Source organism: Pseudoduganella sp. R-31, from assembly GCF_049913235.1.
Lineage (GTDB): Bacteria > Pseudomonadota > Gammaproteobacteria > Burkholderiales > Burkholderiaceae_D > Rugamonas.
The window spans coordinates 2239815-2265579 of record NZ_CP183986.1; the positions used below are offsets into that span (position 1 = coordinate 2239815).

Here is a 25765-nt window from a genome sequence, read left to right on the forward strand (position 1 = left end):
GAAGCGAATCCATGCTAGGCCGAAGTGGCAGGCAAGCCTGTAGGTGCACACGCCGCTGGCCTGTAGGAATGTTTAGAAAGCGTCCGGCGGCAGCGTATGGTCGATGTCGACGAATTTCTGACGCAGCCATTTGCCGGCCGGCCCCAGCTCATCGTCGCCGCGGTGGATCACAAACAGTGGGTAATCAAGCTCGCGGCCCTCCTGGGTGTGCAGGCTCAGCAGGCGTCCTTCGGCCAAATCGCGCATGACCATGTGTTCGGGCATATTGCCCCAGCCTAAGCCGCCTAACAGCAGGGCGTGTTTGGAGCCGAGGTCGCCCAGCCGCCAGTCGCGCAAGCCCAATACGCCGAAATCGCGGCCCTCGGTCAACGGGCTGCGGTCGGTCACCACGAGTTGCAAGTGCTCGCGCAAGACCGCAGTCGGGATCGGCGCGGGTTCACGCGACAATGGATGCAGCGGCGAGCAGACCGGCATCATTTTGACGAAGCCGGCGGCATGACGCTCGATATTGACGGGCGCGGTGGCGGCCATGCCGGCCACGCCCAGCTGGCAGCGGCGGTCGGCCACCATCTGCGCCACGGCGCCCAGCGCTTCCGTATGCAGGCGCAGCGAGACGGTCGGGAACTCACGCTGGAATTGCTCGAGCGCGCGTACCAGCACGCAGGCCGGGAACATGACGTCGACCACCACGCTCAGCTCTGCCTCCAGCCCCATGCCGAGCGCCTTGGCGCGGGAACGCATGCCGTCCACCTTGCTGGTCACGGCACGCGCATCGGCCAGCAGGGTCTTGCCCGCTTCGGTCAGGGTCGGCTTGCGCGTGCTGCGGTCGAGCAGGGCGATATTCAGCTGTTCTTCGAGGTTGGCGATGGTGTAGCTGATCACCGATTGGGTGCGGTGCAAGGCCCGCGCGGCATGGGCAAAACCGCCGTGGTCGATCACGGCGATGAAGACGCGCAACTGGTCGAGGGTGGGAAGGCCGGGGTCTCGCATATCAATAAAATCGATAATTTCTATCGTTATAAAACCTATTTCATCGATAATAAACCCGTTCTAAGATGGCCGCAATCATCAACTTTCTTGGAGCAAGTACATGGCAAACGTTCTCTACATCAATAGCAGCGTGCGTAGCGCTGGTTCCCTGTCCCGCCAACTGTCGGCTGAGTTCATCGCCAAGTGGAAGGCTGCCAACCCGGCGGACACCGTGGTCGAGCGCGACCTGGCTGCCAATCCGGTGCCGCACCTGACGGAGCAGATGATGGGCGCCTTCTTCACGCCAGCTGAAGCGCGCAATGCGGAACAGGCGCATGTGGTCAAAGTGTCCGACACCCTGGTTGACGAACTGTTTGCAGCCGACGTGGTGGTGATCGGCGCCCCGATGTACAACTTCTCCGTGCCATCGTCGCTGAAGGCCTGGATCGACCACGTAGCCCGCGCCGGCCGCACCTTCCAGTACACCGCCAACGGTCCGGAAGGCCTGCTGAAGGGCAAGAAGGTCTACGTCTTCACCGTCAGCGGCGGCGTGTACAGCGAAGGCGCGGCGGTCGCCTACGACCACCTGACCACCTTCCTGCGCACCGTGCTGGGCTTTATCGGCCTGACCGACGTGCAGTTCATCCGCGCCGAAGGCGTATCGATGGGCGAGCAAGCCGTCGCCGATACGCTGGCCAAGGCCCAGAAGTCGATCGAGCAACTGATCGCAGCCTGATACAGCCCAGCCCGTGTCACACCCTGGGGTCAGACCCCAGGGTGTGACACGGGCTCGACCATTCACTCTCCCCGTAGTGGACTTGGCAGCATCGGCCCGCCGGCCCGTGCTGCCTTTTTTATCATTTGCTATCATTGCAAAATGAAACGCCACTACCACTTGCTCATCATCGATCCGCAGAACGATTTCTGCGATTTGCCCGTCGAGGCCAATTCTCCTGCCGTACCGGCCTTGCCGGTTCCCGGCGCCCACCGGGACATGCTGCGCGTCGCCAGCCTGATCGACCAGGGCGGCGCCGGGCTTTCGGCCATTACCGTCACGCTCGATTCGCACCATCGCTATGACGTGGCGCATCCGACCTTCTGGCGTACGGCCGAAGGCACGGCGCCGGGGCCGTTCACGCAGATTTCCGCTGCCGATGTGCGCGCCGGCCGCTTCGCGCCGCGCGATGAAGCCGCCTTGCCGCGCGTGCTGGCTTACCTGGATGCGCTGGAATCGGCAGGTCGCTATCAGCTGATGGTGTGGCCCGTCCACTGCGAAATCGGCAGCTGGGGCCACAATGTGCACGACGCCGTGCGCGCTGCCTACAACGCCTGGGAAGAGGCGCGCCATGCCGTGGTCGCCAAGGTCGGCAAAGGCTCCAATCCGTGGACCGAGCACTACTCCGCTGTCATGGCCGAAGTGCCCGATCCAACCGACCCTGCCTCGCAATTGAACCGCGAACTGATCGCAAGCCTGTCGCAAGGCGACACCGTCTACATCACCGGCGAAGCCGGCAGCCATTGCGTGAAGGCGACCACCGAACATATCGCCGACCACGTCGACCCGCGCAAGCTGGTGCTGGTGACCGACTGCATGAGCCCTGTGTCCGGCTTTGAAAACCAATACCTCGAATTCGCGCAAGCCATGCAGCGCCGCGGCGCGCGCCTTGCCACTTCGGCTGAAGTCCTGCCGGAACTGCTGGCCAATGCGGAGAACAAATAATGATCCCTGTCGTCCGCAGCTTGCTTGAAACCGACCTGTATAAATTCACGATGTGGCAGGCTCTGCTGCATAGCCACCCAAGCGCCCATGCCGAATATGAATTCGTATGCCGCAACCAGACCGTCTTCCCGCTGTCTGAGCTGAAGGAGGAAGTCGAGGCGCAGCTGGACCACCTGTGCGGCATGTCCTTCACCGAGGACGAGCTGAATTACCTGCGCTCCCTGCGTTATATCAAGAGCGACTTCGTTGACTTTCTCGCCGTGTTCCGCTTCCAGCGCAAGTTCATCGAAGTACGCGCGGAAGGCGATACCCTGGTCATCCACGCCGAGGGCCCGCAAGTGCACATCATGGCGTATGAGATCTTCGTGCTCTACATCGTCAACGAGTTGTACTTCCGCCGCGCCGGCACGCCGGCCGCGATGGAAGAAGGGCGCAAGCGCCTGGGCGAGAAGATCGCGCAGTTAAAGGCTTTCGGCACGACGCCGGCGCTGCGCCATCCCTTCGAATTTTCCGACTTTGGCCTGCGCCGCCGCTTTTCTTCCGCATGGCACGATGAAGTCGTCGAGCGCCTGGAACGCGAAGTGCCGCAGTGCTTCAAAGGTACTTCGAACGTCTATATCGCGAAAAAATTTGGCCTGATCCCTATCGGCACCATGGCCCACGAGTACATGCAGTCCTTCCAGGCGTTCGGCGTGCGGCTGCGCGACTTCCAGAAAGCCTCGCTCGAGGCCTGGGTGCAGGAGTACCGCGGCGACCTCGGTATCGCGCTGACTGACGTGGTGGGCATGGACGCCTTCCTCAACGACTTCGACCTGTACTTCGCCAAGCTGTTCGACGGCTTGCGGCACGATTCGGGCGATCCGATCCTGTGGGGCGAAAAGGCCATCGCGCATTACCAGGCCTTGCGCATCGATTCCAATACCAAGCGCCTGGTGTTCTCCGACGGCCTGGACTTCGACACGGCGTTCCGCCTGTACCGCCAGTTCGCCGACCGCATCATGGTGGGCTTCGGCATTGGTACCTGGCTGACCAATGATGTCGGCATCAAGCCGCTGAACATCGTCATGAAGCTGATCCGCCTGAATGGGCAATCGGTCGCCAAGCTGTCCGATTCGCCGGGCAAGACCTTGTGCAAGGACGAGACTTTCCTGGCCTACCTGCGGCAGGTGTTCAACCATCAGGCGTCCTGAGGACGGAAGCGCAGGCGGTAGTCGCCCGGCGTTACGCCAAGGCGGCGCACGAAGGCCCGCCTTAAGCTGTTCTGGTCGTGGAAGCCGCTGCGTGCCGCTATTCGCTTGAGCGGGTTGGCGGTTTCCTCCAGCAAGCGCCGCGCTGTGTCGAGCCGCGCGGCTTCGACAAAATCGGCCGGGGTTTCACCAGTATCGCTCTTGAATGCGCGCGAGAAGTTGCGCACGCTCATGCCCGCTTGTGCGGCCAGCTGGTCCACGGTCAGGTCCTCGTCCAGGTTTTCCAGCACCCATTCCTGCACTTGCCGGATCGGGGCGCGTTGCGCGGTTTGCGCGGCCAGGTGGGCGCTGAATTGCGACTGGCCACCAGGGCGCTTGATGAACATTACCAGTTCGCGCGCCACGGCCAGCGCCACGTCGCGGCCAAGGTCTTCTTCGACCAGGGCCAGCGCCAGGTCCATGCCGGCCGTCACGCCGGCCGAGGTATAGAGGTTCCCGTCGCGCAGGTAGATCTGGTCATGTTCGACCTGCACCTGTTCGAAGCGCCGCGCCAGCGAGGCCGAAATATTCCAGTGGGTGGTAACGCGCCGGCCGTCCAGCAGGCCGGCATGGGCCAGCAGCCAGGCTCCGGAGCACACGGAGCCCAGACGGCGCACGACGGCAGCCTGCCGCTGCAGCCACTGCGCCAGGCGCGGGTTGCCGGTGACGTCCTGCACGGCGTGGCTGCCGGTGACAAGCAGGGTGTCGACCGCGTGGTCCAGCGTATCGATGGTGGCCGTCGGCTGGAACAACATGCCGTTGTCGGCGCGAACCGGACCTTCCTCCAGCGCGACCAGGTCGAACTGGTAAGCGCCTGGCTTGCCCGACTGTCGGGACGCTTCGTGGAAGACATCCATCGGCCCGGCCACGTCGAGCAATTGCACGCCAGGGAAAACGAGTAAAGCGATACGCATGGTTAGCCTGCCAGGAGTTTGCCGGTGTATAGCGAATATAAGGTACGCACCAGCAGCGCGGCAATCGTCACGGTCAGGAAGGCAAGCAGCACGCCGGCCAGCAGCACCACGCCAGCGCTATCGGCCACGGCGGCATATTTGATCGCAGCGTTCACCAGCGCAGCGATCGGGAAGCTGATAGCCCACCAGGCAGGGCCGAAGGGCACCGAACGACGGAACACGCGCGGGGCCAGCACCAGGAACATGAACAGGCCAAAGTAGAACAGCATGGCGGCGAACATGTCGACGTGTTGGGTGACGTTGACGTAGGCCAGGAAGCCGACTTCGAATGGCGCGATCATCACCATCAGCGATGGCAGCATGCCGGCCGGCAGCGCGTCGCCGTGCACCAGGCGGCTGAAGATCATCACGTAGAAGACGATGGCGATGGCCGTGCCGATGCCAAGCGCGATCATGTTCATTTCATGGCCCCAGGCGCCGCCGGTGACGGCGATATCGAGCGAAGCCACGCCGGGAATCAGCCAGGCCGGCACTACATTGGCCGGCGTGATATTCCCTTGCAGGACGCGTGACACCACCACATAACCCAGCACCAGCGTGGCGACCGAACCGACAGTCCACACCAGTTTCTGGAGCTGCTCGCTCCAGGGCGCCACAACGCTTGAAAGCAGCAGCACAGCGATGGCAATCGTGCCGAAGAAGTTGCTCGCCACCGGGTGCGAGAATTCGGCCTTCACAGCATCGGGGAACGCAGCCAGTTTCGACAGGTAGCCCACGGCCAGCACCGCAAACACCAGCAGCGACAGGATGCCGACGCCATCGGCGATCAGCGTGCTGCTGCCGAACAGGTGGGCGGCGCCGCGCCAAGCCAGGGCCAGGCCGGCGATGCCCATGACGGAGCCAAACAGGTTGACGGGGAGGTTTTTGACCGTGGCGCTGCCGGCGGGCAGGGCGGCGATGGTAGTGGTTTGCATGATTTTCATCCGATGGATTTGCGATGAATCCATTATCGGACGGCAAGCTTTTGGCCGATAGTGTGTACATGCATCATTTTCGGCCAACCCTGCGCCACCCTCGGCCAAGGCCATTCCTGTCGGGGTGCGCCGGCCCGACAATGGCCACCCCCAAACAAGTTGCATCTTTACAACCCCAGCCCACTTGCTTAGTTGTATATTAAATAATTATTTCTTGGCAATGGGGACTTTTATGTGGAAGTCGCAATTTGCTGCATTGAGTTTGGCGCTGCTGGCCAGTGACGCGATAGCGCAACAATTACTGGCGAAAGAGGAAATTCTGCAGATGAAGAGCGGAACTAATTTCACGCTGAATAATTTGGAGAATGGGCAGACACAAAGCTTCAAGAAATCGCAGTTGAGTGGGCCGCCTCACGTAATTTTGCAAGATCTGGAGGGCAACGTTGTCATGGATTCGAAACTCTCCGTGAGCCCAATGATGAAATCTGTTCTGGATAAGCTTCATTCACGGCCAGAAACTATGCAAGTAGTTTCGCCGGACGGAATCATCAGATTAAACGAACAGCAGCCACGTGACGGGCTCATTTCTGCATTTTGTGACCAAGCCGACCAAACCTGCAGGGATGCAATCAAAGCATACGGCACAAGGGCAAAAGAATATGCCTCTGCCATTTCACAAGAGTGCAAGGAGGCAAAAGTCGCGTTAGCAAAAAATGATGCGATGGCTAATGGTGAGGTAACCTGACTTTTTCGGACACTCTCGTTTGTTAAACTTAGCAACGGGAGAAGCATTTATGAAATCGAAGACATACACACCGGAGTTCCGGGCAGAGGCGGTCAAACTAGTCCTCGCACAGGGACTGACACTGGAGGAAGCCGCGCAGCGGCTTGACATTCCTAAGGGAACACTGGGGACTTGGGTTAACGCTGCAAAGCGAAGCAATGATACTGGGGCTGCTCCCGGTAGTCGCAGCGTGGCGGAGCTTGAAGCGGAAGTGGCTAGGCTGCGCAAAGAATTGGCCGTTGAACGCATGGAGAAGGAAGTGCTAAAAAAAGCAACGGCGTACTTTGCAAGGGAGTCGCTGCCAGGTACGCGTTCATGAAGTCGGTGCGACTCGACGGATACCCGACGGATTTGCTTTGCAGGGTCTTCAATGTCTCTCGCAGCGGCTTTTACGCATGGCAGGGGCGCAAGCCGTCGCGCCGCGCTCAGGAGGACGCCAAGCTGAAGGTGGCGATTCAGGCCGTGCATCAGCAATCGCGCGAAACCTATGGCACGCTGCGCGTTCATCCTGAACTCCAGGAGCAAGGATTTGAGGCCGGGCGTGATCGCGTCGCCAGGTTGCGGACAGAACTTGGTCTGCGCTGCAGACAAAAGCGCAAGTTCAAGGCCACCACCAATTCCGGGCATGACATGCCGGTCGCGCCGAACTTGTTGAACCAAACGTTCCTGCCGACGCGGCCAAACGAAGCCTGGGTGGCAGACATTACCTACATCGCGACTGAGGAAGGCTGGCTCTATCTGGCCGGCGTGAAGGACGTTTTCACCTGCGAGCTGGTGGGGTATGCGATGGGGCCACGCATGACGCAGGACTTGACGGCGCAAGCCTTGTGGCGGGCTGTGCGCAACAAAAGACCGGCGGCGGGATTGATCCATCATTCTGATCGCGGCAGTCAATACTGCGCCGAGAAATACAGGAAACTGCAGAACCAATTCGGAATGAAGACTTCGATGTCGCGCAAGGGAAACTGCTTCGACAACGCGCCGATGGAGAGCTTCTGGGGCAGCTTGAAAAATGAGCTGGTTCATCATCGTCGCTTTGCATGCAGGTCTGAAGCGCAGGCGGCCATTACGGAGTACATCGAGATCTTCTACAACCGCCAACGGCGTCATTCGCGCCTTGGCTACAAATCGCCGGCACGCTTTGCGGCAGACTTCAACAAGGAAGTGCTGGCAGCTTGAGACGAGAGTGTCCACTATTGACAGTACACCTCATGGTGATGCTGACAGTATCGATACCAATGACCTCGCATTGGTGCGTACGTACTATGAGAAGTGTACCAGCCATGTTTTTCCAAGCGAAATGCGACAGCGAATTGGCGTCATTGTCGATCTGGGCGAGTCGTTGGGCGATGGTCATTCAGGGATCGTCATCAATAGCAAGACTTATCTGCCAATAGGCATGGCTGTACAACTGGCGCCAGACCGAATTTATACGGCAAGGCATGTGATTTTTCGTTGGGCATCTGATGATGGCGCGCTGCAAAGTAAACGACAAATCAGCAGTCTGGTCTTCATTCCCATGAACGCACCGCAGCGTGTCATAAGTCTGATGAGCGAGCTCGGCTCAGCAGAGGATAATCGAGATGATGGCCTGGTGGCCTTTGACCAAGTTATGTTGAAGCTTCAACAGCCGTATAACCCAGGTGGGTTATGGCCAATTGTTCGCGATGAGCGCTCCAAAGTGAGTAGCGAACCGCCAGAAGTAATATTGGCTGGCTTTCACGCCCCGTTTGCTCGAGCGCTTGCAGCGCCATCGTCGAAGCCAGCAGCCATTAAGTTGGCCGACTGGCCGCAATATGTCCGATTTGATTCCTCACTTTCTTGTCGCATCGTCACCAAGAGTGTGGATGGATGCATGATTCATGCGTGCGACACGATTGGCGGCGTCAGCGGAAGCCCAATTTTCCTGGCCAGACTTGAAAGTGGCAGGCCGGTCGTCGTAGGTGTGCATCATGGTACTGCATTCAATACCCAGCACCGCGCTTGCGCCGCTGGAAATACTGGAGTCGTGTTCAATATGGGGGCGATTCCACTCAAAACGGCAATCCAAAACTAAAGGGAATATATGAAAAAAATACTGTGTTTCGCGATGTTGACGGGAGCCTTGTCGTCCGTTGCTCTCGCTGCAGATGAGAAAAAGGAAGTTTCGGCCACCGCAGCGCCACAATTCCCTCGCGCCGATCCGCCCCTGTTCATCGACGTCAGCAACAAATGCCCGGTTACGAAATCCGGGCAGGACGACTCGCCTATGCTGTTGATCGCAGGCGCTCTCCTTAAACCGCTGGTCGATACCGTTGTGCCAGCGGCGACGGGGTGGTTGTATGACAAGGGCGTTCAGGCTCTCGCGAAACACAACGAGAAAAAGACTTCATCTTCTACCGCAGTACAGACTACGATGTTGTACTCGCCAGATGCCAAGAAATTCAGCTTCGGTTGCATCACGTTGATACGTGCCCCTCATGGCAAGGCGGAAAGCGATAATTATTTGAAATTGTCGAAAGATCTCAATGCGAAATTGAGTGCTGACAGCCCTTGGCATGCAATCGACAAGGACAGTGCGATTGGTAAGCTGAATCTCGCGCGCGTGCCTGATTTTTATATGGAGTTGACACTCGGTTCTGAAAAATCTTCCCCTGCACCAGTTGCTCCAGCTGCAGCAAAGAAAACTCCCCCGCCTGAAGCTAAGCAGCCACGTACCTTATATCGTACGTTGCGCCCGGGCCGTTTGGATTACTTCAACACGGGGGCGGAAGATGGCAAGCGCAAACATGTCAGCGTTGAATTGCACATGGATATTATGGAAGCCAATGGCGAATGGAAGCCCTTTTACGCGAAGACGTATGATCTGGGGATGCTAAGCGTCAACAGCGAGAATGTAGATTTGCAATCTCAAGGTAAAGATACATTCCTGCCTCCGTTGCCTCGTACTACTGCGGACGGCTATATCGATCCGATTCCTTTGCGTATTACTGCCGTGTTGACCGAAACCGAAGATAACCTGGATCTAGGACGCGCTATCGAGACTGCCCTTAAAGAAGATCAGCACCGTAAAGCAGTGGTTGATGCAGCGTCTACATCAATCGGCGACGCAATTAAGGATGCTATTGACAAGAAAACTGGTACAGCGTCGACTCCCGCCAAATAATTCTCCAAAGGCCTTGCGTTGGGCCCAACTTCGATGCATGGATTAATTGGTGCGAAATTGGTCTGCGTGGCGCCTTTGGTTGTCACGCTTCCTGCGCGCCGAAGCGCGACATGATGCGGTCGGCCTGCTCGCGCTGGGCGTCATCATCGACGTCGACCGACAGCAGGGCGGCAGGGCGGTCCGGCTTGTCGGTGTTGTCGACATCGTCCGGCGTGAGCGAATCCATGATGTTCTGCACCGCCGAAGCAGTAGTGCTCAGTGGGCGTGCTTCATGCAGGTTCAGTTGTACGGCCGAATTGGCAAAGCCTTCGGCCAGCAGGGCGCTGCGTGCGCCTTCGGCATCGGCGATCTGGCGGAAATTTCGGTAAATGGTGCTTGGCATGATTAGTCTCCTGTTTGGCGGGATTGTCGCGTAAGGCGCTGCGACGTGGCGCGCGCTTACTTCGCCTGCGACTTGCGTGACGACCAGTGCAAATGGACGATCTGCCAGCCGTCGCCCGCTTTTTCCAGCACGGCGGTTTCCAGCCCGAACAGGTGAATCTCGGCATCCTTGTAGCTGCCGGTGGTTTCCGTCTCGCGCATGACGATTGCGGTCGCGCCATCGCGGCGTTCTTCATGGCGCAGCAGGCGCGTTTTTGTCGTGCGCAGGAAGTCGATATCGCTGTCGAGATGGTGCGCGGCATATTCGTCGCGGCTATTTTCGGTATAGCCCGATTCGAATATCTTCACCTTGGGGCTGAGCAGGGCAAGCGCCGCATCGCGCTTGCCTTCGGCCAGCGCGCGCTGGAAAGCGTCCATCGTCTCGGCCGGCGTGGCGGCCAATGCTGGCAGGCTGGCCGCAGCCAGCAGCAGGCAGGCGAGGATTCGCATCAGAATCCGGCGACGACGTTGCTGGTGTGTTCGACGCGCGGGGTGTTGGCGAAGTATTGGCCAACCATGCCGCGCCACGCCTGGAAGTCTTCGCTGCCGCGGAAGTCGACGGTGTGGTTCTCCAGCGTTTCCCACACGATGACCAGCATATAGGTGTTGGCGCGCTCGATCACGCGCTCAAGCCGCATCGACTTGCAGCCTTTGGCGCGCTGGAACAGCGGCACGGCCTTCTGCACCGCTGCTTCAAACTCGGCACCCTGGCCATCCTTGATCTCAAATTCCGCCAGCTCGTAAATCATCGGGACATTCCTTTCGCAAAGTAATGTCCCGATTGTGCCTCAGATGGATCAGAAGCGGTAGCGGGCCGTTACGCGGAAATTGCGCGGCGCGCCCGGCAGGTTAAGCAGCTTGCTTGACCCGTGGCCGGAAACGATGTATTCGCGGTCGAACAGGTTGTTCACGTTCAGCTGCACGTCGTACGACGCGGTGCGGTAAGCCACCATGGCATCGACCACGGTGTAGCCGGGCAGGGTGGTTGTGTTGCCCGGGTTGGCAAAGCGGTCGCCCTGGTAGTTCACGCCGGCGCCGGTGAACCAGCCGCCGCCCAGTGCCTTGTTCAGCCACAGGTTGGCGCTGCGCTTGGGCGTGAGCGTTGGCTGCTTGCCTTGTACGTTCTGGCCGTCGTCGCGGGCGATGGACTTGATGATTTCCGCGTCCAGCAGCGCCAGGCCGGAAGCCACTTGCCAGCCCTGGCCCAGTTCACCGGTGAAGGTCAGCTCAAGGCCGTCGGTACGCTGGGTGCCGACCGGCATGACGACGTTCGTGACTGGATCGGTGGCCTTGATGCCAGTGCGCTGCAGGCGGAACAGCGATGCGCCAACAGTCGCCTGGCCATCAAACAGGTCGATCTTGGCGCCCACTTCCTTGTTGGTGGTTTCTTCCGGTTCGATGGCTGCATTGTTGGCGGCCAGCGCGAAGGTTTCACCCGAAGGCTGGAAGGACTTGCTGAACGAAGCGTAGTAGGAAACGCTGCCGCTCGGCTGGTACACCAGGCCCGCGCGCGGGCTCCAGGCGCGGTCGGTGCGCTCCAGGTCTTTCTGGCCTGCGCGGCGTTCGCGTGTCTCCTGGCTGAAGTCATCGTAGCGCACGCCGGCCAGCAGCTTCCACTGCGGCGTGAGCGTCGCCAGGTCTTGCACGTAGATGCTCTTGTTCTTCATGATGCCGAGGTTGTCCGTGCCCGGAGCGACGTTGGCTTCCCGTTGCAGTACCGGCAGCACCGGCTTGAAGAGGTTGACCGTGGCGACATTGGTCCTGGAGCGGTTGACCTGGTCCTTGTCCTGCTTGCCGATCTCCACGCCGTACAGCAACTGGTGCTGCATGCCGAAGAATTCTGCGCGCTGGGTCAACTCGGTCTGGTTGAAGTAGCCGTCTTCTTCGCGGCGCACATTGCCGTGGGTGAGGGAGGCGGTTTGCGCCGCTTCGTTAACGCTGCCGACCAGGGTGTTGTTGCGGTTCAGCGAATAGTCGTAGCGGCGGAAAGCGTTGCGCAGCGACCAGTTGGCGTTGAATCGGTGATCGAGCACCGCAGCCAGCGATTTCACGCGCGCCTGGCTGAAGTCCACATCGCGTGCATTGGCCGCGCCGTAGTAGGTGCCTGGGGCCACGTCGACCGGCGAGCCCTTGTAGGAAGGGATGCCGAAGTCGGTCAGGCGGCGGTCGGACAGGTATTCACCCTGCAGCAGCAGGGAGGTATCGGCGCTCAGCTTCCACAGCAGGGACGGCGACAGTGCTTCACGCTTGAGGAATTGCTGGTCGCGGTAGCTGTCCGAATCTTCCTTGGCGCCGGTGACGCGGAAAGCGACGCCGCTGTCCTTCAGGTTGCGCGCCACGTCGAACTCGCCGCGCTTCTTGCTCCAGCTGCCGAAGGTCACGCTGGCTTCGGTGCGGTCGATGCCAGGCTTCTTGGTGATGCGGTTGATCATGCCACCCGACGAACCGCGGCCATACAGCACCGAGGCCGGGCCCTTGATCACTTCAATCTGTTCGACATTGGACAGGTCGCGGAAATACAGCGCGTCGTCGCGCATGCCATCGATGAACTGGTCGGCGATCGCTGTGAAGCCGCGGATGGTCACCTGGTCGCGCTGGCCGTCGCCGTGCGACAGGCCGACGCCCGGGATACCCTTCATAGCATCCTCCATCGAGCTCACGCCTTTGTCGCGCAGCAGTTCCTGCGGCACCACGTTCACAGTTTGCGGAATGTCGCGCAGCGGCGCGTCGATCTTGGTGGCGCTGGTGGCCGTGCCCGGGTTGTAGGCAGCTTCGCGGCCGGCGGTGACGGTGACGGAGGGGAGGGTGGCTTCTTCGGCGAATACGGCGAAATGCGGCAACGCCAGCGCAATGGCAAGCGCCAGCGGGGACTTGTTCAACGACATGCTATTTCCTAAGTGGCTACGTAATGAGAATTGTTATCATTCTCAATTATGCGCCACCCAGGAAATTTGTTCAACAGTAAATCTTGTACTGGATTAAGAATTAGCGTTCGCTGCGGCGGACGGTATCGGGGCCGGTTTGCCGCGCGTCGCCTTGCCGATATTGCGGACCGGTCTGGAAACCGTGCTCGCGTTCGTCCTCATCGACACAGCCGGATAGCAGGTCGTCGGTACGGCCGGCCGTGTCGGCCGATTGCTGGTTGCCTTGCTGGGATTGCGACAGGTTGCGGCGGCCAGTGCAGCCGTCGCCCATGGTCGCAATGCTGCTGGTGCCATCGTGGGTTTGCTGCGCCAGGCTGCGTCCCTTGTTGAGTGTGGACATGATTGCCTCCTTGTAGCTAGGGCCAAAGTTCATTGTAGGCCTGCGGGGAGGAATCTCCTAGTTCTCGGTGTACTTGCGGAGCAGCAGGTTGAAGCGTTTGTTGCCCTCGGTGCCCATCCAGTTCCAGAGCGTATCGACGTCGTGGCGGTGGGCCTCGTAATAGGCGGTATTGGTTGCGATCCAGTTAAAGGATTTGAGCACGGGTTTCTCCAACCGGACCAGTTGGCCCTTGTAGCGGTCGGCCACATACTTGTCGAGGTCCGTCGCGGTGAGCATCGGCACCACAAAGGCATCGATGCGGCCAAGCTGGAGCTTTTCAAAATTGCTCGGGACAGTGGGGGCGCCCTGGTCGATGACGGCGCCGGCCTTCTCCAGCCGCACCGCATAGGACGAGCCAAACATCACGCCCACCCGTTTGCCGCGCACCATTTCCATCGGGTCGAGGTCGCGCGGATAGCCATCTTTGGCGCGCACGAAGGCGGCCACGACCAGGGTGGTGGCGCGCTTGGTGTCTGGCTTGCCCTGTGCATCGCGCGGGATCACGATGCCCGGCTGACCGTCGGCGGTGATGTCGACCGGCACGAAGTCCACGGCGCCGCTGATGAGCGAGCTGCGCAAGCGCATCACCGGCAGTCGCACCAGCTCGATCGCACAGCCACCGCTGGCGGCAAACTCGCGGATCCAATCAACGTTGGCGCCGGGCGGATCGGGCACGGTGGGGCCATTGCCCAGCCAATATGGGGGGCGGTGCTGGTCGGGGTAGGCGTAACGGATCGTGCCGCAGGCGGCATGCACGGTGTTGGCAGCGAATGCGAGGAGAGCAGCCGCAATGAAAGCTATGCATTTCATACTGCTACTATTCTAAGCCAACAGTACAGCGGCAGGCTGGGCAGAGTAGAATCTTATGGAAGGAGGCGACTATGGAAACCACTATGCGCCCGATCCATCCGGGCGAAGTCTTGCTGGAAGAATTCATGGACCCAATGGGGCTGACCGCGAGCACGCTGGCAGGCGTGCTGCACCTGGAACCCGGCTACCTGACTGGCATCGTGCGGCAGGAGCGCAGCATTTCGCCCGCCACCGCCCAGCAACTGGCCAGCTATTTCGACACCACGCCGGAGTTCTGGCTCAACCTGCAAACCACCTATGACACGCGCCGGGCCTTGCTAAAAGGGCGGCGCGCGCTAAAACGCACGCTGCATTGAATCGCCGCGGCGGTCGCTGGAGTGCCAGGGCAGGGATGCGACCGAGCGAACTTGCGTCGGGAAGCGCTCGGCGAAGGAGCGGATCAGCATGTGCTCCACGCCGCACAGGGCAAGGTAGGTATATGCTGCACCCTGGTCGAAAGCCAGGGCTGTGCGCACTGCCATGTCAAAACGTTCGGCAGTGCCGCTGTCGTTGCGTCGTTCCTGGTGACTTCGTTTTTCCACGCTGCCTCCTCGACCAAGCGCTTAGGCTACTGTGCGCGAGTTGGTGTGGTCTGTGCGTCAGTCCACATCGTGCAGCCAATAGCCTTTGTAGCCCGGATCAAGTTTGACTGCGGCGATGCCGACCAGCAGGCCTATGGCGCTTGCGATGAGTGCAGGTGTGGCCGACGTTTGCCAAAATGCGATGACAGGTAACCCAAAAGAGCCAGCAGCGGCAAGTATGGTCGCTATCGACAAAAAGAATGGCTTGCGTTGCGGCGAAGGAGAGTTGTGGACCGTTTTCGCTTCTCTCTCCTCCATGCAAATGATTGCTTCTTCAAGGAGCTTTGCCTCGTTCTCCGAAATGCTGACATTGGAGCGATTCGTCGCGAATCGGTCACGTAGCTTCATCAGGATGTATTGCCGATTTTCAGTATCGTTCTCGGTCATGTTTAAGCTCCCTCTTGTGCGAAATAGCCTAAAGATAGTACTCCAATGACCAAGAGGCTTGCGAAGACCTTGAGCGGCAGTCGAGGTTGCCAGCCTGAAGCTTGCCCGCGTTGATTCATTGCAGCCAGCAATAGCATTAGACAAAATCCTGCACCAATCATACACCCCCATGTTAGGAGTGAACGTTCGGCCCTTCCGACCGCACTTCTGATAGAAGCCTGAATTGCAATGATTAATGCACCGTAAAGCCAACCTAGCGGATCAACCGCTTCACGCCAAGCAAATGCCGGTTTCCAAGACCCTCTCGCTATGGCGATCAACAGGCCCCATAGGCTATAAAGGACGCCAGCGCCGAAAATTGGGAGCAGCCCTTCGAAGATGAGCCATTTCATCGGACCGTCGAGTGCCATTGTGGTATCCCTGGTCTGCAGTAGACCCAGGATACGCATGAGTCAATCGGTTCGATTGAGCTTGCTCAATGGCTGGTGGCTTCAGCCTAAGTCGCGGGCGTCGACGTAAGCCCACGCAACAGTTCCGGATGCCAGCGTGACGCTGTGCCGACGATACGCTGCCACCTCGTACGAGTCCGCTTGTCGTAGCTCCTCAGGTGTGACAAGGAGTACCGAACCCGTGACAGCATCCTCCTCGCTGCGACTGCGCGAAATGATCGGATGGTGCGTCTTGCCGCTCGTCGCAACCACGGCAGGATCATCGATCTCCTGCAGCCCGAGCTTATACCCGTTCAACTTGTCCGCCATGCCTTCAAGCTTGCGCCCAAACGTTGCAAGCTGAACGTCTTCCTGTTGCAGCGTCCCATAAGAAAACAGCCTCTCAAACTTTTCCATCTCGCCTCCGATGCGAACATTGAATTGTTTTAATGATAATGTAACGCAGCTGTCCACCATTCAAACACCAATACCGGAGCAAAGAATGCGACAAGATTTCCAGCCACGTTTCCAATCGTTCCTGCGCGTGTTCAGCAGCCTGCTGCTGATGGCTTCCGCAGGCTTCGCAGCCGCAGAACCATGCCGCAAGATCAGCACAGAAGCCGAACTTTCCAGCTACACCCAAACACAGGGAACCCAGGCCACAGTAGCCAGGGACATCTGCTATGCCGAGGGCACAGCGTGGGAGGAGAAGTCGCCAGCCGGTGCTTACGACGTTACGCTGGACCAGCGCTTCGACTTCTATCGACCTGCTTCACTGCCTGCCTCGCAAAGGCTGCCCTTGATCATCTGGGCGCATCCGAACGGCATGACCGATAACCTGCCGCAGCAGGGCGACCTTTATGCCAAGCTGGTGACGCCCGCGCTGGCGCTGGGCTTCGCGTTCATGTCGGTCGAATTCCGCCACCCGGTTGCGAGCCAGAGGTATGGCCAGCCGCCCAATCTCGATATCCCCAATACGGACATCGCACGCGCGGTGCAATGGGCGCGGCACCGTTCCGGCATGCTCGGCATTGATGGCACGAATATTTTCATCGTCGGCCAATCACGTGGCACGCTTGGGCTGATGAATGCGTTGTCGAAGAACCTGGCCGATGTCCAAAGCCCGTTCCCGTACCAGACCAAGTCTTCGCGTGTCAGGGCCGTGTATGCGGTGCAGGCGCAAACCAGCTACGAGAAAGACCAGGTCAAGGAGACCTTTATCCACCCGGACAGTTGGCCGGCATTCGATGAGCTCTATGCAAACTTCCACCAGCCGGGTAGTGCGATCAACGAAATCTCCACCGACGACCCACCCATCGCGATGCGATATGAGCGCATGCCGACCGACCAGTCGCTGCAGACAGTCGTGCCCCTTCATCTGCCTGCGCAGAACGGCAGCTGTGCTTATCCGGAGGGATGCTTCGACTTCCATCATCCGAACTTCGGCTTGAAACTGCACTTGGCATTCAAGGCGCTCTCACCAACCCAGCCGGCTTCGAAATTCGACATCGCGTACAACGTGCCGACCGGGTATCTCTACGTTGACCAAGCGACCAACCGCCCCTATGCCTGCTTCTTCGCGAAGAACCTGACGCTGGAAGGTCGTGCGAATCTGAGCGCTTATGCAGTTGAGGCATGCGGACTGTAAGCGGAATTCTGCGAGGGAAAACGACAAATCACCCTGAAAATGCGAGGGAAAACGACAAATCCGTCTAGATGAGCTGGAAAATGCGAAGGAAAACGGCAAGTCAAGCAATTCTATGAGCGAAAACGACATACCGCTAGAATTGGTGTGCGCCAAAAAACTGGGGCTCCAAGCTTGGCTTGGAGCCCCAGTTTTTGTTCGGTTGGTGGAGACGGCGGCTACCGTATCGAACGATGCCGTATGAGCAGAAACAGCGTGAAAATTTGAGTTCGGTACACGTAAATACCCCCAAAAATACCCCTCGTACGCGCCAAACGGCACTGGTTGGATTGATCCTTTAGGGCTGGCGAAGTTCGGGACTGGCAAGGGAACCCATACCGCGAATGTTTCGGTAACCAGCAAGGACGGTCAGGTCACGGACTGCGGCGTATTCGTCAGTGGGAATATGACCCCGGAAGAAAAGGCGCTAGGGTTCCCCAAATCGTCGCTTGCCACGCACACCGAAGCCAGGGCGACCAAAGAGGTCCCGATGGATGTGGGCGATACAATGCTGATCGAAGGGCAGTATCCGCCATGCCCTTCTTGCCGAGGTAAGATGAACGCCAAGGCGAAAGCCACTGGCGGCACCGTGATCTATGAGTGGGTAGAGAACGGAGAGAAGAAGACGTGGCAAACTCGCAAACCTAAACCACCGTGTAAATAGCTATGAGTAAAAAACTGGAATTCGACGCGACGGTTGTGTCTGTAGACGAACAAGACGAAGCCTACATCGTTGGCTTCGCTGACGATGCAATGGAGCCTTCTCAATACATCATCTTGCAGCGCTCTACCGAAGAGGATGAGCAAGACGATGAGCTTGGACTCAACACTTACTTCCTGGAAATAGGTAATCCATCAGTGTCTGGGTACGGCGGGATCAGTAGCGCGAAGTTAAAGCACAGCCAAATGGAGCTGAATCTTCGACAGCCGAGTGATTACGCCAATGAAGTAGAGCAGATCATTGTTCGCTTCCATGCGTCACAAGAGGAAAGGGAGCAACTTGCCAGGCACCTCGAACTCATCTTCCGAGACTCGGACTGCGCCTTGAACATTGGGTAGTAACAGACACCTGCGGGAACGGGGTAGGGCGCGCATTATTTTCTGCCTGCAGTGCTGTTTCCTAGCTCGGTTACGGCCCAATTTTTGGGCTGCATGATCGCTGTTTGGAAAGTTGTGATGGTTCTCCAGAACCGGTGAAGGCGGGCAGGTGGTTGCTGGCTTGATGGAGCATGGTAACGTCTTAGTGCTGCCCATGCGGCCACATGCTCCAGATTCAATGAATGGGAAGAATAAATGTCAACTTGGGCCGCAATCGAACTGGATGGGATGAGCATCCTTGAAGCGCAAAACTATCTTCCGCAGTGGCACTTCAGAAAGTCGGAGCGTTCAGGATTACATTCGGTGGGCCGCCCCGGTTGATGCTTCGGGGCGGTATTTCAGCAGCCTGCTAGTGCAGTCAATCAAGCTAATCATAGGAGAACACTCTGCTGCATCATCAGTGTGGCTCTTTGCTAATGGCGAAAAAATAGCCGCACTAAGCGGCTATTTTCATGTTGTCATTATGCTGTCATTCCAGTGCCAAAACAGCCCCTAAATGTCCAATTAATGACAGCATTAAAATCATAACTTCATGATTTTAAAGGAATTGGTGGTGGAGACGGCGGGAATCGAACCCGCGTCCGCAAGCACTCTACAGACAGTTCTACATACTTAGCACTATCATTTAATTTAACCTGTACGGCACGGATGTGCACGTTCCGGACAAGCGATTCACCTTAGATTTAGAGCTACTCGAAGTGAACCCTCGTAGCTCGATCCCTTCTAAATGACCCAACACGGCCTTGCGGCCACACCCGAAGGGCGAGGTGTTGTCGGGCAGGTCAGCGATTAAGCTGCCAGTGCGTACGAGTTATCGTTTGCAGTTAGTTTGTTTCTGGATGTATTTACGAGGTGACCAGCCCTCGGTATGCCCTGTTCTGCTTTGCAACCCACGTCGAAACCAGGTCGTCCCCACAGAAGGAAGCTCTATTTTACATGAATCTTTTCCGCCGCGTCACTCTTCGAGCGAAACCAGCGGGCGGGCATCCTCGGGCAGGCGATTGGCGTGGATCTCGCCGCCGGGGCCGAAGGTGAATTCGACCAGGTGGCGGCGCGAGACTGGCACGTTGGCGGACTTCAGGTCGTGGAAGCTGTCGGCTTCCTTGAAGCCGAGGTCGACGGTCAGGCTCTGCAGCTGGTAAGTCTCGACCAACTGCTCCACGCGGTTGCGCCGGTTGTTGCTTTCGATAGTACCGTGGTGGGCAGGTTTTTCGCCTTCGAAGTAGCGGATCAGCGCGCCTTCCATGACTTCGACGTGCGAGCGGGTGGTGGCTTCGCCGAGCGGGTCCTGGGTTGCGGTTTCCACTTTCACATCCATGCGCTTGATCAGCAGGAAGGTGTCGCGCGCGCCGTCATTTTCTTCCACGATGCGGTTGACGGACGGCAGGCGGCCCTTGGCCAGGCGCGATTGCTGATCGCGCGTGATGCCGACGTATTCCACCGTGCTTTCGTACTTCAGGTCGTTCGGGAATTTCTGCAGCAGGTCGTGCGCGGAATAGCATTCCGTCAGCGCGCCCCAGTTCAGCGTGATGTATTTGTCGTGCAAGGTGACGATCGGCTTTTTGAAGGTCGCTTCAAACGGCACTTCCAGCTCGATCGTGAGCGATTCCTTGCGGTTGTCGGTGCCGGCCAGCAGCGGCACAGTCAGTTTCAGGCCGAAGAAGCCCCAGCTCGTGCCTTTCTTGATGTCGAAGCGCAGGCGCGGGCGGGAGACGACGAAGAACAGCAGCTGCTTTTCCATGGTCGCGTCGAGCGCGAACTGCATGCGGCGCTGGTAGCGGCCGATCGGGGCGCGGAAGTCGGGCTCGAGCGGGTCGTTGACCAGCAGGTCGTACCAGTAGAAGCGGCTCTCGGCAACGGAGGCATCCCAGACCTGCGGCGCGCTGCTGCGCGGTGGGAGCGCCGTCTCGATGTTGTCGTCCCCGTCCATAAAATCTCCAGTTGCCTTTTTCTGTAATCGCTACTGACTATAGTATAGAAATTTATTGCCGTTGGGCAAGTGATAACGTAGTTTCTAGGCTGCCAACGGTGTCGGGGATGGTACGGTTGCGCGAATCAGGTCCAGCAAGTCGGCCGGTGAGGCCAGCAGGTGGTCGGCGCCCCAGGCTGCGGGTTCGACCGCGCCGCAATAGCCCCACTGGCAGGCGACGGTGCGCATTCCGGCGGCATGGCCGGCCTGGATGTCGCGCAGGTCGTCGCCGACGTACCAGCATTCTTCCGGCGCCAGGCCAAGGCGGGAAGCGGCTTCCAGCAATGGGGCGGGGTGCGGCTTTGCGTGGGGAGTCGTGTCGCCGGAGACCACGCAGCTTGCCAGTTCCAGGCCGATTTGCGGCACCAGCGGGTCGGTGAAGCGGGCTGGCTTGTTGGTGACGATGCCCCAGCGCAGCCCGGCTTCGGCAATCCCGGCCAGCATTTCGTGAATGCCGTCGAACAGGGTGCTGTGCACTGCCATCGCCGCTTCGTAATTGGTGAAGAAGCCGTCGCGCAGTTCTTCAAAGCCTTCGTCCTGCGGCTTGAGGCCGAAGGATACGCCGATCATGCCGCGGGCGCCGTGCGATGCCTGTGGGCGCAGCACCTCGTACGGCGTCGGCTCCAGTCCGCGCACGGTGCGCAGCAGGTTGATTGCGGCGGCCAGGTCGGGCGCGGTGTCGGCCAGGGTGCCATCCAGGTCAAACAAGATGGCGCGCGGGGCTGGGAACAGGCTCATGGTAGGGAAGGGGCTTTCGAAGCAGGCGGCGCGCAGGCCGCCTGGCTTTATGCGGGGCGGGTGCAGGCCACCAGGTAATTAACGCTGGTGTCGTTGTTCAGGGAGTAGACCTTGGTGAGCGGATTGTAGCCCATGCCCTTCAAGGCATCTACTTGCAGTCCAGCAGTGCGCACATATTGCGACAGTTCGGCTGGAGTAATGAACTTTTCATAATCGTGCGTGCCCTTGGGGAGCATGCGCAGCAGGTATTCTGCGCCAATCACCGCGAACAGGTAGGCCTTGGGGTTGCGGTTCAGCGTGGAGAAGAAGACGTGGCCGCCCGGCTTTACCAGGGCGGCTGCTGCGCGCACGATGGCGCCCGGGTCCGGCACGTGCTCGAGCATTTCCATGCAGGTGACCACGTCGTACTGGCCTGCTTCCTGGGCTGCCATTTCTTCGGCGGCGATCAGCTTGTAGCGTACCGGTACGCCGGATTCCAGGCTGTGCAGGTCGGCTACTTTGAGGGCTTTTTCGGACAGGTCGATGCCGGTGACCTTGGCGCCTTTGCGGGCCATGGACTCGGACAGGATGCCTCCGCCGCAACCGATGTCGATCACGTTTTTCCCGGCCAGCGGGGCGCGGGCGTTGATCCATTCCAGGCGCAGCGGATTGATCTCGTGCAGGGGTTTGAATTCGGACGTGGGGTCCCACCAGTGATGGGCCAGTTCGCTGAATTTTTGCAGTTCTAATGGGTCGGCGTTCATAGGGCGGATGATACTTTAGATTCTTCCGGTGCCCAAGCACAAAACCGGTGAATCTGGGTCTGACCCAAGGGTCAGACCCAGATTCACCGGTTCAAAAAAAAAGCCCCGCTCAGGGCGGGGCTGCAATAGCGCTTTAGCGCCGGGAATTACTTCTTGGTGCCAACAACCTCGATTTCCACGCGGCGGTTCTTGGCGCGGCCTTCGGCGGTCGTGTTGTCCGCGATTGGCTGCTTCTCGCCCTTGCCTTCGGTGTACACGCGGTTGGCTTCAACGCCCTTGCTCAGCAGGTATGCCTTGACGGCTTCTGCGCGGCGCAGCGACAGCTTGTCGTTGTACTGGTCGGTGCCCATGGAGTCGGTGTGGCCGACGCCGATGATCACTTCCAGGTTGATGCCGTCCAGCTTGCCAGCCAGTTCGTCCAGCTTTTCTTTCGCTTCTGGCTTCAGCACGGCCTTGTCGTAGTCGAAGAAGGCGTCGGCTGCGAAGGAAACTTTCTCAGCGGTCGGTACTGCGGTCGGGGCTGCCGGGGTTGCGACTGGCGGTACGGCGACTGGCGGCTGCTCTGGTGCTGGTGGCGGTGGTGGCAGCACGCACTTGCCATCCTTCAGCTCTTCCGGTGGGGTGCAGAGCGGCAGGTCGCAACCTGGCACGGCATCGGCCGGGGTCCAGTAGCCGGTGCGCCAGCACAGGCCGAACGGATTGCGGGCGATGACGCCGCGGGCATCCTGCACATAGGCGCTCTTTGGCGTCGCGGCCTTGATGTCCTGGGTTACTGGTGCGAACGGAGGAGCGGTTGGCTTGTCTTGTGCTAGCACAGGGCCGGCCAGAACGGAAGACGCAGCAAACACGGTGGCGAGGATTTTCTTCATATTGGTCTTTTCCTTAAACGGGGTGTCACGCAAATAAAACTAGCTTTTTCATTAGTTTCTCGACCATTTTGCCATATTTTGCAAAACCGCATCAAAACTGGGAGAAAAGGGCAGTTTCGCGTATCTGACCAAAATGTTGTTTTGTTGCAACGCAGCGGTCATAATAAGGTGCATTTGTGTCAACCAGATGACTTTCATCCGGCCGCCTTGGCGCCATGCTAAAATCGCAGGCTTGTACGCCTGGACACTATAGATCGACCCGCCAATGGATCAATTCGCAAAAGAAACAATCCCAATTTCCCTCGAAGAAGAGATGCGCAAGAGCTACCTCGATTACGCCATGAGCGTGATCGTTGGCCGAGCTCTGCCGGACGCTCGTGACGGTCTGAAGCCAGTACACCGCCGCGTCCTGTTCGGGATGCACGAACTGAACAACGTGTGGAACCGTCCTTACGTGAAATGCGCCCGCGTCGTGGGTGAAGTCATGGGTAAGTACCACCCGCACGGCGACGCGTCGATTTACGACACGCTGGTGCGCATGGCGCAGGATTTCTCGCTGCGCTACATGCTGGTCGACGGCCAGGGTAACTTCGGTTCCATCGACGGCGACAACGCCGCGGCGATGCGTTATACCGAGTGCCGCCTGGACAAGATTTCGCAGGAACTGCTGGCCGACATCGACAAGGAAACCGTCGATTTCGCGCCGAACTACGACGGCAAGGAGAAAGAGCCTACCGTCCTGCCGACCAAGATTCCTAACCTGCTGATCAACGGTTCCTCCGGTATTGCAGTGGGTATGGCGACCAATATCCCGCCGCACAACCTGACGGAAGTGATCAACGGCGCGCTGCACGTGCTGTCCAACCCGGATTGCTCGATCGATGAACTGATCGAGATCATCCCGGCGCCGGACTTCCCGACCGGCGGCACGATCTACGGCGTATCCGGCGTGCGCGATGGTTACCGTACCGGCCGTGGCCGCGTGGTCATGCGCGCCAAGACCCACTTCGAGGAATACGGCAAGGAAGGCGGCCGCACCGCGATCATCGTGGACGAGCTGCCATACCAGGTCAACAAGAAGTCCCTGCTGGAGCGCATCGCCGAAAACGTGCGCGACAAGAAGCTGGAAGGCATTTCCGACATCCGCGACGAGTCCGACAAGTCGGGCATGCGCGTGGTGATCGAGCTGAAACGCGGTGAAGTGCCGGAAGTGGTGCTGAACAACCTGTACAAGCAGACCCAGTTGCAGGATACCTTCGGCATGAACATGGTCGCCCTGGTGGACGGCCAGCCGAAGCTGATGAACCTGAAGGACCTGCTGGCCACCTTCCTGTCGCACCGCCGCGAGGTGGTGACCCGCCGTACCGTATTCGAATTGCGCAAGGCGCGCGAACGCGGCCACGTGCTGGAAGGCCTGGCGGTTGCACTGGCCAACATCGACGATTTCATCGCCATCATCAAGGCGGCGCCGACGCCGCCGATCGCGAAACAGGAACTGATGGCGCGCGGCTGGGATTCGTCCATCGTGCGCGAAATGCTGAAGCGTACCGGCGAAGAAGGCCAGGGCGGCATCGAAGCCTTCCGTCCTGAGCACTTGCCGAAGCACTACGGCCTGCAGTCCGACGGCCTGTACAAGCTCTCCGACGAACAGGCAGGCGAAATCCTGCAGATGCGCCTGCAGCGCCTGACCGGCCTGGAACAGGACAAGATCGTCAACGAGTACAAGGACGTGATGGCCCTGATCGCCGACCTGCTGGACATCCTGTCCAAGCCTTCGCGCGTGACCGCCATCATCACCGACGAACTGAATGCCTCCAAGCTGGAGTTCGGCGAGAAAGATCCGCGCCGTTCGAACATCGAGAACAACGCGACCGATCTGGAAACCGAAGACCTGATCACGCCGCAGGACATGGTGGTGACCCTGTCGCACATGGGCTATATGAAGGCCCAGCCGCTGTCCGAATACCGCGCCCAGAAGCGCGGCGGCCGCGGCAAGCAGGCGGCGGCAACCAAGGATGAAGACTGGATCGACCAGCTGTTCATCGCCAACACCCACGATTACATCCTGTGCTTCTCCAACCGTGGCCGCATGTACTGGCTGAAGGTATGGGAAGTGCCGCAAGGCTCGCGTACTTCGCGCGGCAAGCCGATCGTGAACATGTTCCCGCTGCAGGACAACGAGAAGATCACCGTGGTGCTGCCGCTGTCCGGCGAAAACCGCACCTTCCCGGAAGACCACTACGTCTTCATGTCGACCAGCCTCGGTACCGTGAAGAAAACCCCGCTGAAGGACTTCTCCAATCCACGCAAGGCCGGCATCATCGCGGTCGACCTGGACGAGGGCGACTTCCTGATCGGTGCTGCGCTGACCGACGGCAAGCACGATGTGATGCTGTTCTCCGACGCCGGCAAGGCAGTGCGCTTCGACGAAAACGACGTGCGTCCGATGGGCCGTACCGCGCGCGGTGTGCGCGGCATGAACCTGGAAGAAGGCCAGAACGTGATTGCGTTGCTGGTGGCAGAGAACGAGCAGCAGTCGGTGCTGACCGCAACCGAGAACGGCTTCGGCAAGCGTACCCCGATCACCGAGTACACCCGCCACGGCCGCGGCACCAAGGGCATGATCGCGATCCAGACCTCCGAGCGTAACGGCAAGGTGGTGGCGGCAACCCTGGTGCAGGCAACCGACGAGATCATGCTGATCACGACCGGCGGTGTGCTGATCCGCACCCGGGTATCGGAGATCCGCGAGATGGGCCGCGCGACCCAGGGCGTGACCCTGATTGCGGTGGAGGATGGCACCAAGCTCTCGGGCTTGCAGCGGATCGTCGAGGCAGACGCCGACGAGCCTGAAGCGGAAGCCGAAAACGGCGACGCGGCCGAATAAGGCCGACCCGCAACGGGCCCCGTCTGAGTGATCAGGCCGGGCCCGTTAGTTTTTTCAACGACCAAATTCGAAAAACG

General features: G+C 59.3%; 29 protein-coding genes and 1 other RNA gene. 12 read left to right on the top strand and 18 right to left on the bottom strand.

Translation table 11 applies throughout. The annotated features are described in order from the left end of the window. Nucleotides 1-72: 72 nt before the first annotated feature. The gene (locus ACN9MY_RS10215; RefSeq protein ID WP_426337264.1) at nucleotides 73-990 is read right to left on the bottom strand and encodes a LysR family transcriptional regulator; all 918 of its coding nucleotides are present in this window, start codon (nucleotides 988-990) and stop codon (nucleotides 73-75) included. Between the two features lie 100 nt (nucleotides 991-1090). Here ACN9MY_RS10215 and ACN9MY_RS10220 point away from each other — a divergent pair, with 100 nt between their 5' ends. The 3 genes from ACN9MY_RS10220 to pncB all read left to right on the top strand — a co-directional run bounded on the left by ACN9MY_RS10220 (nucleotide 1091) and on the right by pncB (nucleotide 3879). Then, nucleotides 1091-1705 carry an FMN-dependent NADH-azoreductase gene (locus ACN9MY_RS10220; RefSeq protein WP_426337265.1) on the top strand — a complete coding sequence of 205 codons (615 nt, stop codon included), beginning with the start codon at nucleotides 1091-1093 and terminating at the stop codon, nucleotides 1703-1705. A 141-nt stretch (nucleotides 1706-1846) separates the two neighbouring features. Beyond that, on the top strand, nucleotides 1847-2689 hold the full coding sequence (locus ACN9MY_RS10225) for a cysteine hydrolase (RefSeq protein ID WP_426170366.1): 843 nt from the start codon (nucleotides 1847-1849) through the stop codon (nucleotides 2687-2689). Beyond that, entirely contained in the window at nucleotides 2689-3879 is a 1191-nt protein-coding gene (gene pncB, locus ACN9MY_RS10230) for a nicotinate phosphoribosyltransferase (RefSeq protein WP_426170368.1), read from the top strand. The genes ACN9MY_RS10225 and pncB overlap by 1 nt, the downstream gene beginning before the upstream one ends. On the opposite strand, the gene ACN9MY_RS10235 is transcribed toward pncB, so the two are convergent. Continuing rightward, a complete protein-coding gene (locus ACN9MY_RS10235) occupies nucleotides 3867-4829 on the bottom strand; it encodes a GlxA family transcriptional regulator (RefSeq protein WP_426170370.1) in 963 nt (320 codons plus the stop codon). The genes pncB and ACN9MY_RS10235 overlap by 13 nt on opposite strands. 2 nt (nucleotides 4830-4831) lie before the next feature. Continuing rightward, complete coding sequence (locus ACN9MY_RS10240; protein ID WP_426337266.1) at nucleotides 4832-5812, bottom strand: SLAC1 anion channel family protein; 981 nt, start codon at nucleotides 5810-5812, stop codon at nucleotides 4832-4834. Nucleotides 5813-6035: 223 nt separating this feature from the next. Here ACN9MY_RS10240 and ACN9MY_RS10245 point away from each other — a divergent pair, with 223 nt between their 5' ends. The 4 genes from ACN9MY_RS10245 (at nucleotide 6036) to ACN9MY_RS10260 (ending at nucleotide 9732) form a co-directional block, all read left to right on the top strand. Next, nucleotides 6036-6548 (top strand): hypothetical protein, encoded by a 513-nt coding sequence (locus ACN9MY_RS10245; protein WP_426337267.1) that lies wholly within the window; start codon nucleotides 6036-6038, stop codon nucleotides 6546-6548. Nucleotides 6549-6597: 49 nt separating this feature from the next. Then, nucleotides 6598-7766 (top strand): IS3 family transposase gene (locus ACN9MY_RS10250; protein ID WP_426317910.1). Its coding sequence is split into 2 segments (ribosomal slippage): nucleotides 6598-6865 and nucleotides 6865-7766, totalling 1170 coding nucleotides; the frame shifts between segments, so codons are not numbered across the junction. A 7-nt stretch (nucleotides 7767-7773) separates the two neighbouring features. After that, on the top strand, nucleotides 7774-8643 hold the full coding sequence (locus ACN9MY_RS10255; RefSeq protein ID WP_426337268.1) for a trypsin-like serine peptidase: 870 nt from the start codon (nucleotides 7774-7776) through the stop codon (nucleotides 8641-8643). Between the two features lie 9 nt (nucleotides 8644-8652). Next, a complete protein-coding gene (locus tag ACN9MY_RS10260; RefSeq protein ID WP_426322171.1) occupies nucleotides 8653-9732 on the top strand; it encodes a hypothetical protein in 1080 nt (359 codons plus the stop codon). An 82-nt stretch (nucleotides 9733-9814) separates the two neighbouring features. Here the strand turns inward: ACN9MY_RS10260 and ACN9MY_RS10265 are convergent, their stop codons facing one another. The 6 genes from ACN9MY_RS10265 to ACN9MY_RS10290 form a co-directional block, all read right to left on the bottom strand. Next, entirely contained in the window at nucleotides 9815-10114 is a 300-nt protein-coding gene (locus ACN9MY_RS10265) for a hypothetical protein (RefSeq protein WP_426170375.1), read from the bottom strand. A gap of 56 nt (nucleotides 10115-10170) precedes the next feature. Then, nucleotides 10171-10602: a YybH family protein gene (locus ACN9MY_RS10270; protein ID WP_426337269.1), complete on the bottom strand. Its 432-nt coding sequence runs from the start codon at nucleotides 10600-10602 to the stop codon at nucleotides 10171-10173. Further along, nucleotides 10602-10901, bottom strand: coding sequence for an antibiotic biosynthesis monooxygenase family protein (locus ACN9MY_RS10275; protein WP_426170377.1), 300 nt, complete (start codon nucleotides 10899-10901; stop codon nucleotides 10602-10604). The genes ACN9MY_RS10270 and ACN9MY_RS10275 overlap by 1 nt, the downstream gene beginning before the upstream one ends. A 48-nt stretch (nucleotides 10902-10949) precedes the next feature. Further along, the gene (locus ACN9MY_RS10280; protein ID WP_426337270.1) at nucleotides 10950-13037 is read right to left on the bottom strand and encodes a TonB-dependent receptor; all 2088 of its coding nucleotides are present in this window, start codon (nucleotides 13035-13037) and stop codon (nucleotides 10950-10952) included. A 100-nt stretch (nucleotides 13038-13137) separates the two neighbouring features. Continuing rightward, nucleotides 13138-13416 (bottom strand): hypothetical protein, encoded by a 279-nt coding sequence (locus tag ACN9MY_RS10285; protein ID WP_426322176.1) that lies wholly within the window; start codon nucleotides 13414-13416, stop codon nucleotides 13138-13140. Nucleotides 13417-13473: 57 nt separating this feature from the next. Beyond that, nucleotides 13474-14265, bottom strand: coding sequence for a substrate-binding periplasmic protein (locus tag ACN9MY_RS10290; RefSeq protein WP_426322178.1), 792 nt, complete (start codon nucleotides 14263-14265; stop codon nucleotides 13474-13476). A 71-nt stretch (nucleotides 14266-14336) separates the two neighbouring features. On the opposite strand from ACN9MY_RS10290, the gene ACN9MY_RS10295 reads away from it, so the two are divergent. Next, complete coding sequence (locus tag ACN9MY_RS10295; protein WP_426170384.1) at nucleotides 14337-14621, top strand: HigA family addiction module antitoxin; 285 nt, start codon at nucleotides 14337-14339, stop codon at nucleotides 14619-14621. On the opposite strand, the gene ACN9MY_RS10300 is transcribed toward ACN9MY_RS10295, so the two are convergent. From ACN9MY_RS10300 to ACN9MY_RS10315, 4 genes are all read right to left on the bottom strand, one after another. Further along, nucleotides 14601-14846, bottom strand: coding sequence for a hypothetical protein (locus ACN9MY_RS10300; protein WP_426170386.1), 246 nt, complete (start codon nucleotides 14844-14846; stop codon nucleotides 14601-14603). The two genes, ACN9MY_RS10295 and ACN9MY_RS10300, sit on opposite strands and share 21 nt — an antisense overlap. A 57-nt stretch (nucleotides 14847-14903) precedes the next feature. Next, on the bottom strand, nucleotides 14904-15272 hold the full coding sequence (locus ACN9MY_RS10305) for a hypothetical protein (RefSeq protein ID WP_426170387.1): 369 nt from the start codon (nucleotides 15270-15272) through the stop codon (nucleotides 14904-14906). A 2-nt stretch (nucleotides 15273-15274) separates the two neighbouring features. After that, entirely contained in the window at nucleotides 15275-15682 is a 408-nt protein-coding gene (locus tag ACN9MY_RS10310) for a hypothetical protein (protein ID WP_426322181.1), read from the bottom strand. Nucleotides 15683-15763: 81 nt separating this feature from the next. Beyond that, nucleotides 15764-16117 (bottom strand): gamma-glutamylcyclotransferase family protein, encoded by a 354-nt coding sequence (locus ACN9MY_RS10315; RefSeq protein ID WP_426322183.1) that lies wholly within the window; start codon nucleotides 16115-16117, stop codon nucleotides 15764-15766. Nucleotides 16118-16202: 85 nt separating this feature from the next. Here ACN9MY_RS10315 and ACN9MY_RS10320 point away from each other — a divergent pair, with 85 nt between their 5' ends. The 3 genes from ACN9MY_RS10320 to ACN9MY_RS10330 all read left to right on the top strand — a co-directional run bounded on the left by ACN9MY_RS10320 (nucleotide 16203) and on the right by ACN9MY_RS10330 (nucleotide 18443). Beyond that, entirely contained in the window at nucleotides 16203-17348 is a 1146-nt protein-coding gene (locus ACN9MY_RS10320; protein WP_426337271.1) for an alpha/beta hydrolase family protein, read from the top strand. Nucleotides 17349-17688: 340 nt separating this feature from the next. After that, entirely contained in the window at nucleotides 17689-18048 is a 360-nt protein-coding gene (locus ACN9MY_RS10325; RefSeq protein ID WP_426337633.1) for a hypothetical protein, read from the top strand. 2 nt (nucleotides 18049-18050) lie between these two features. Then, nucleotides 18051-18443 carry an Imm10 family immunity protein gene (locus tag ACN9MY_RS10330; RefSeq protein ID WP_426337272.1) on the top strand — a complete coding sequence of 131 codons (393 nt, stop codon included), beginning with the start codon at nucleotides 18051-18053 and terminating at the stop codon, nucleotides 18441-18443. A gap of 590 nt (nucleotides 18444-19033) precedes the next feature. Here ACN9MY_RS10330 and ssrA read toward each other — a convergent pair. The 5 genes from ssrA to ompA all read right to left on the bottom strand — a co-directional run bounded on the left by ssrA (nucleotide 19034) and on the right by ompA (nucleotide 22801). Beyond that, nucleotides 19034-19396: a transfer-messenger RNA gene (gene ssrA, locus ACN9MY_RS10335) on the bottom strand. A gap of 41 nt (nucleotides 19397-19437) precedes the next feature. After that, complete coding sequence (locus ACN9MY_RS10340) at nucleotides 19438-20412, bottom strand: hypothetical protein (protein WP_426170401.1); 975 nt, start codon at nucleotides 20410-20412, stop codon at nucleotides 19438-19440. 84 nt (nucleotides 20413-20496) lie between these two features. Beyond that, the gene (locus tag ACN9MY_RS10345) at nucleotides 20497-21189 is read right to left on the bottom strand and encodes an HAD family hydrolase (protein WP_426322189.1); all 693 of its coding nucleotides are present in this window, start codon (nucleotides 21187-21189) and stop codon (nucleotides 20497-20499) included. A gap of 47 nt (nucleotides 21190-21236) precedes the next feature. After that, nucleotides 21237-21932 (bottom strand): bifunctional 2-polyprenyl-6-hydroxyphenol methylase/3-demethylubiquinol 3-O-methyltransferase UbiG, encoded by a 696-nt coding sequence (gene ubiG, locus ACN9MY_RS10350; protein WP_426170405.1) that lies wholly within the window; start codon nucleotides 21930-21932, stop codon nucleotides 21237-21239. 146 nt (nucleotides 21933-22078) lie between these two features. Beyond that, nucleotides 22079-22801 (bottom strand): outer membrane protein OmpA, encoded by a 723-nt coding sequence (ompA, locus tag ACN9MY_RS10355; RefSeq protein WP_426322191.1) that lies wholly within the window; start codon nucleotides 22799-22801, stop codon nucleotides 22079-22081. A 265-nt stretch (nucleotides 22802-23066) separates the two neighbouring features. On the opposite strand from ompA, the gene gyrA reads away from it, so the two are divergent. Then, complete coding sequence (gene gyrA, locus ACN9MY_RS10360; RefSeq protein ID WP_426170408.1) at nucleotides 23067-25688, top strand: DNA gyrase subunit A; 2622 nt, start codon at nucleotides 23067-23069, stop codon at nucleotides 25686-25688. Nucleotides 25689-25765 lie beyond the last annotated feature (77 nt).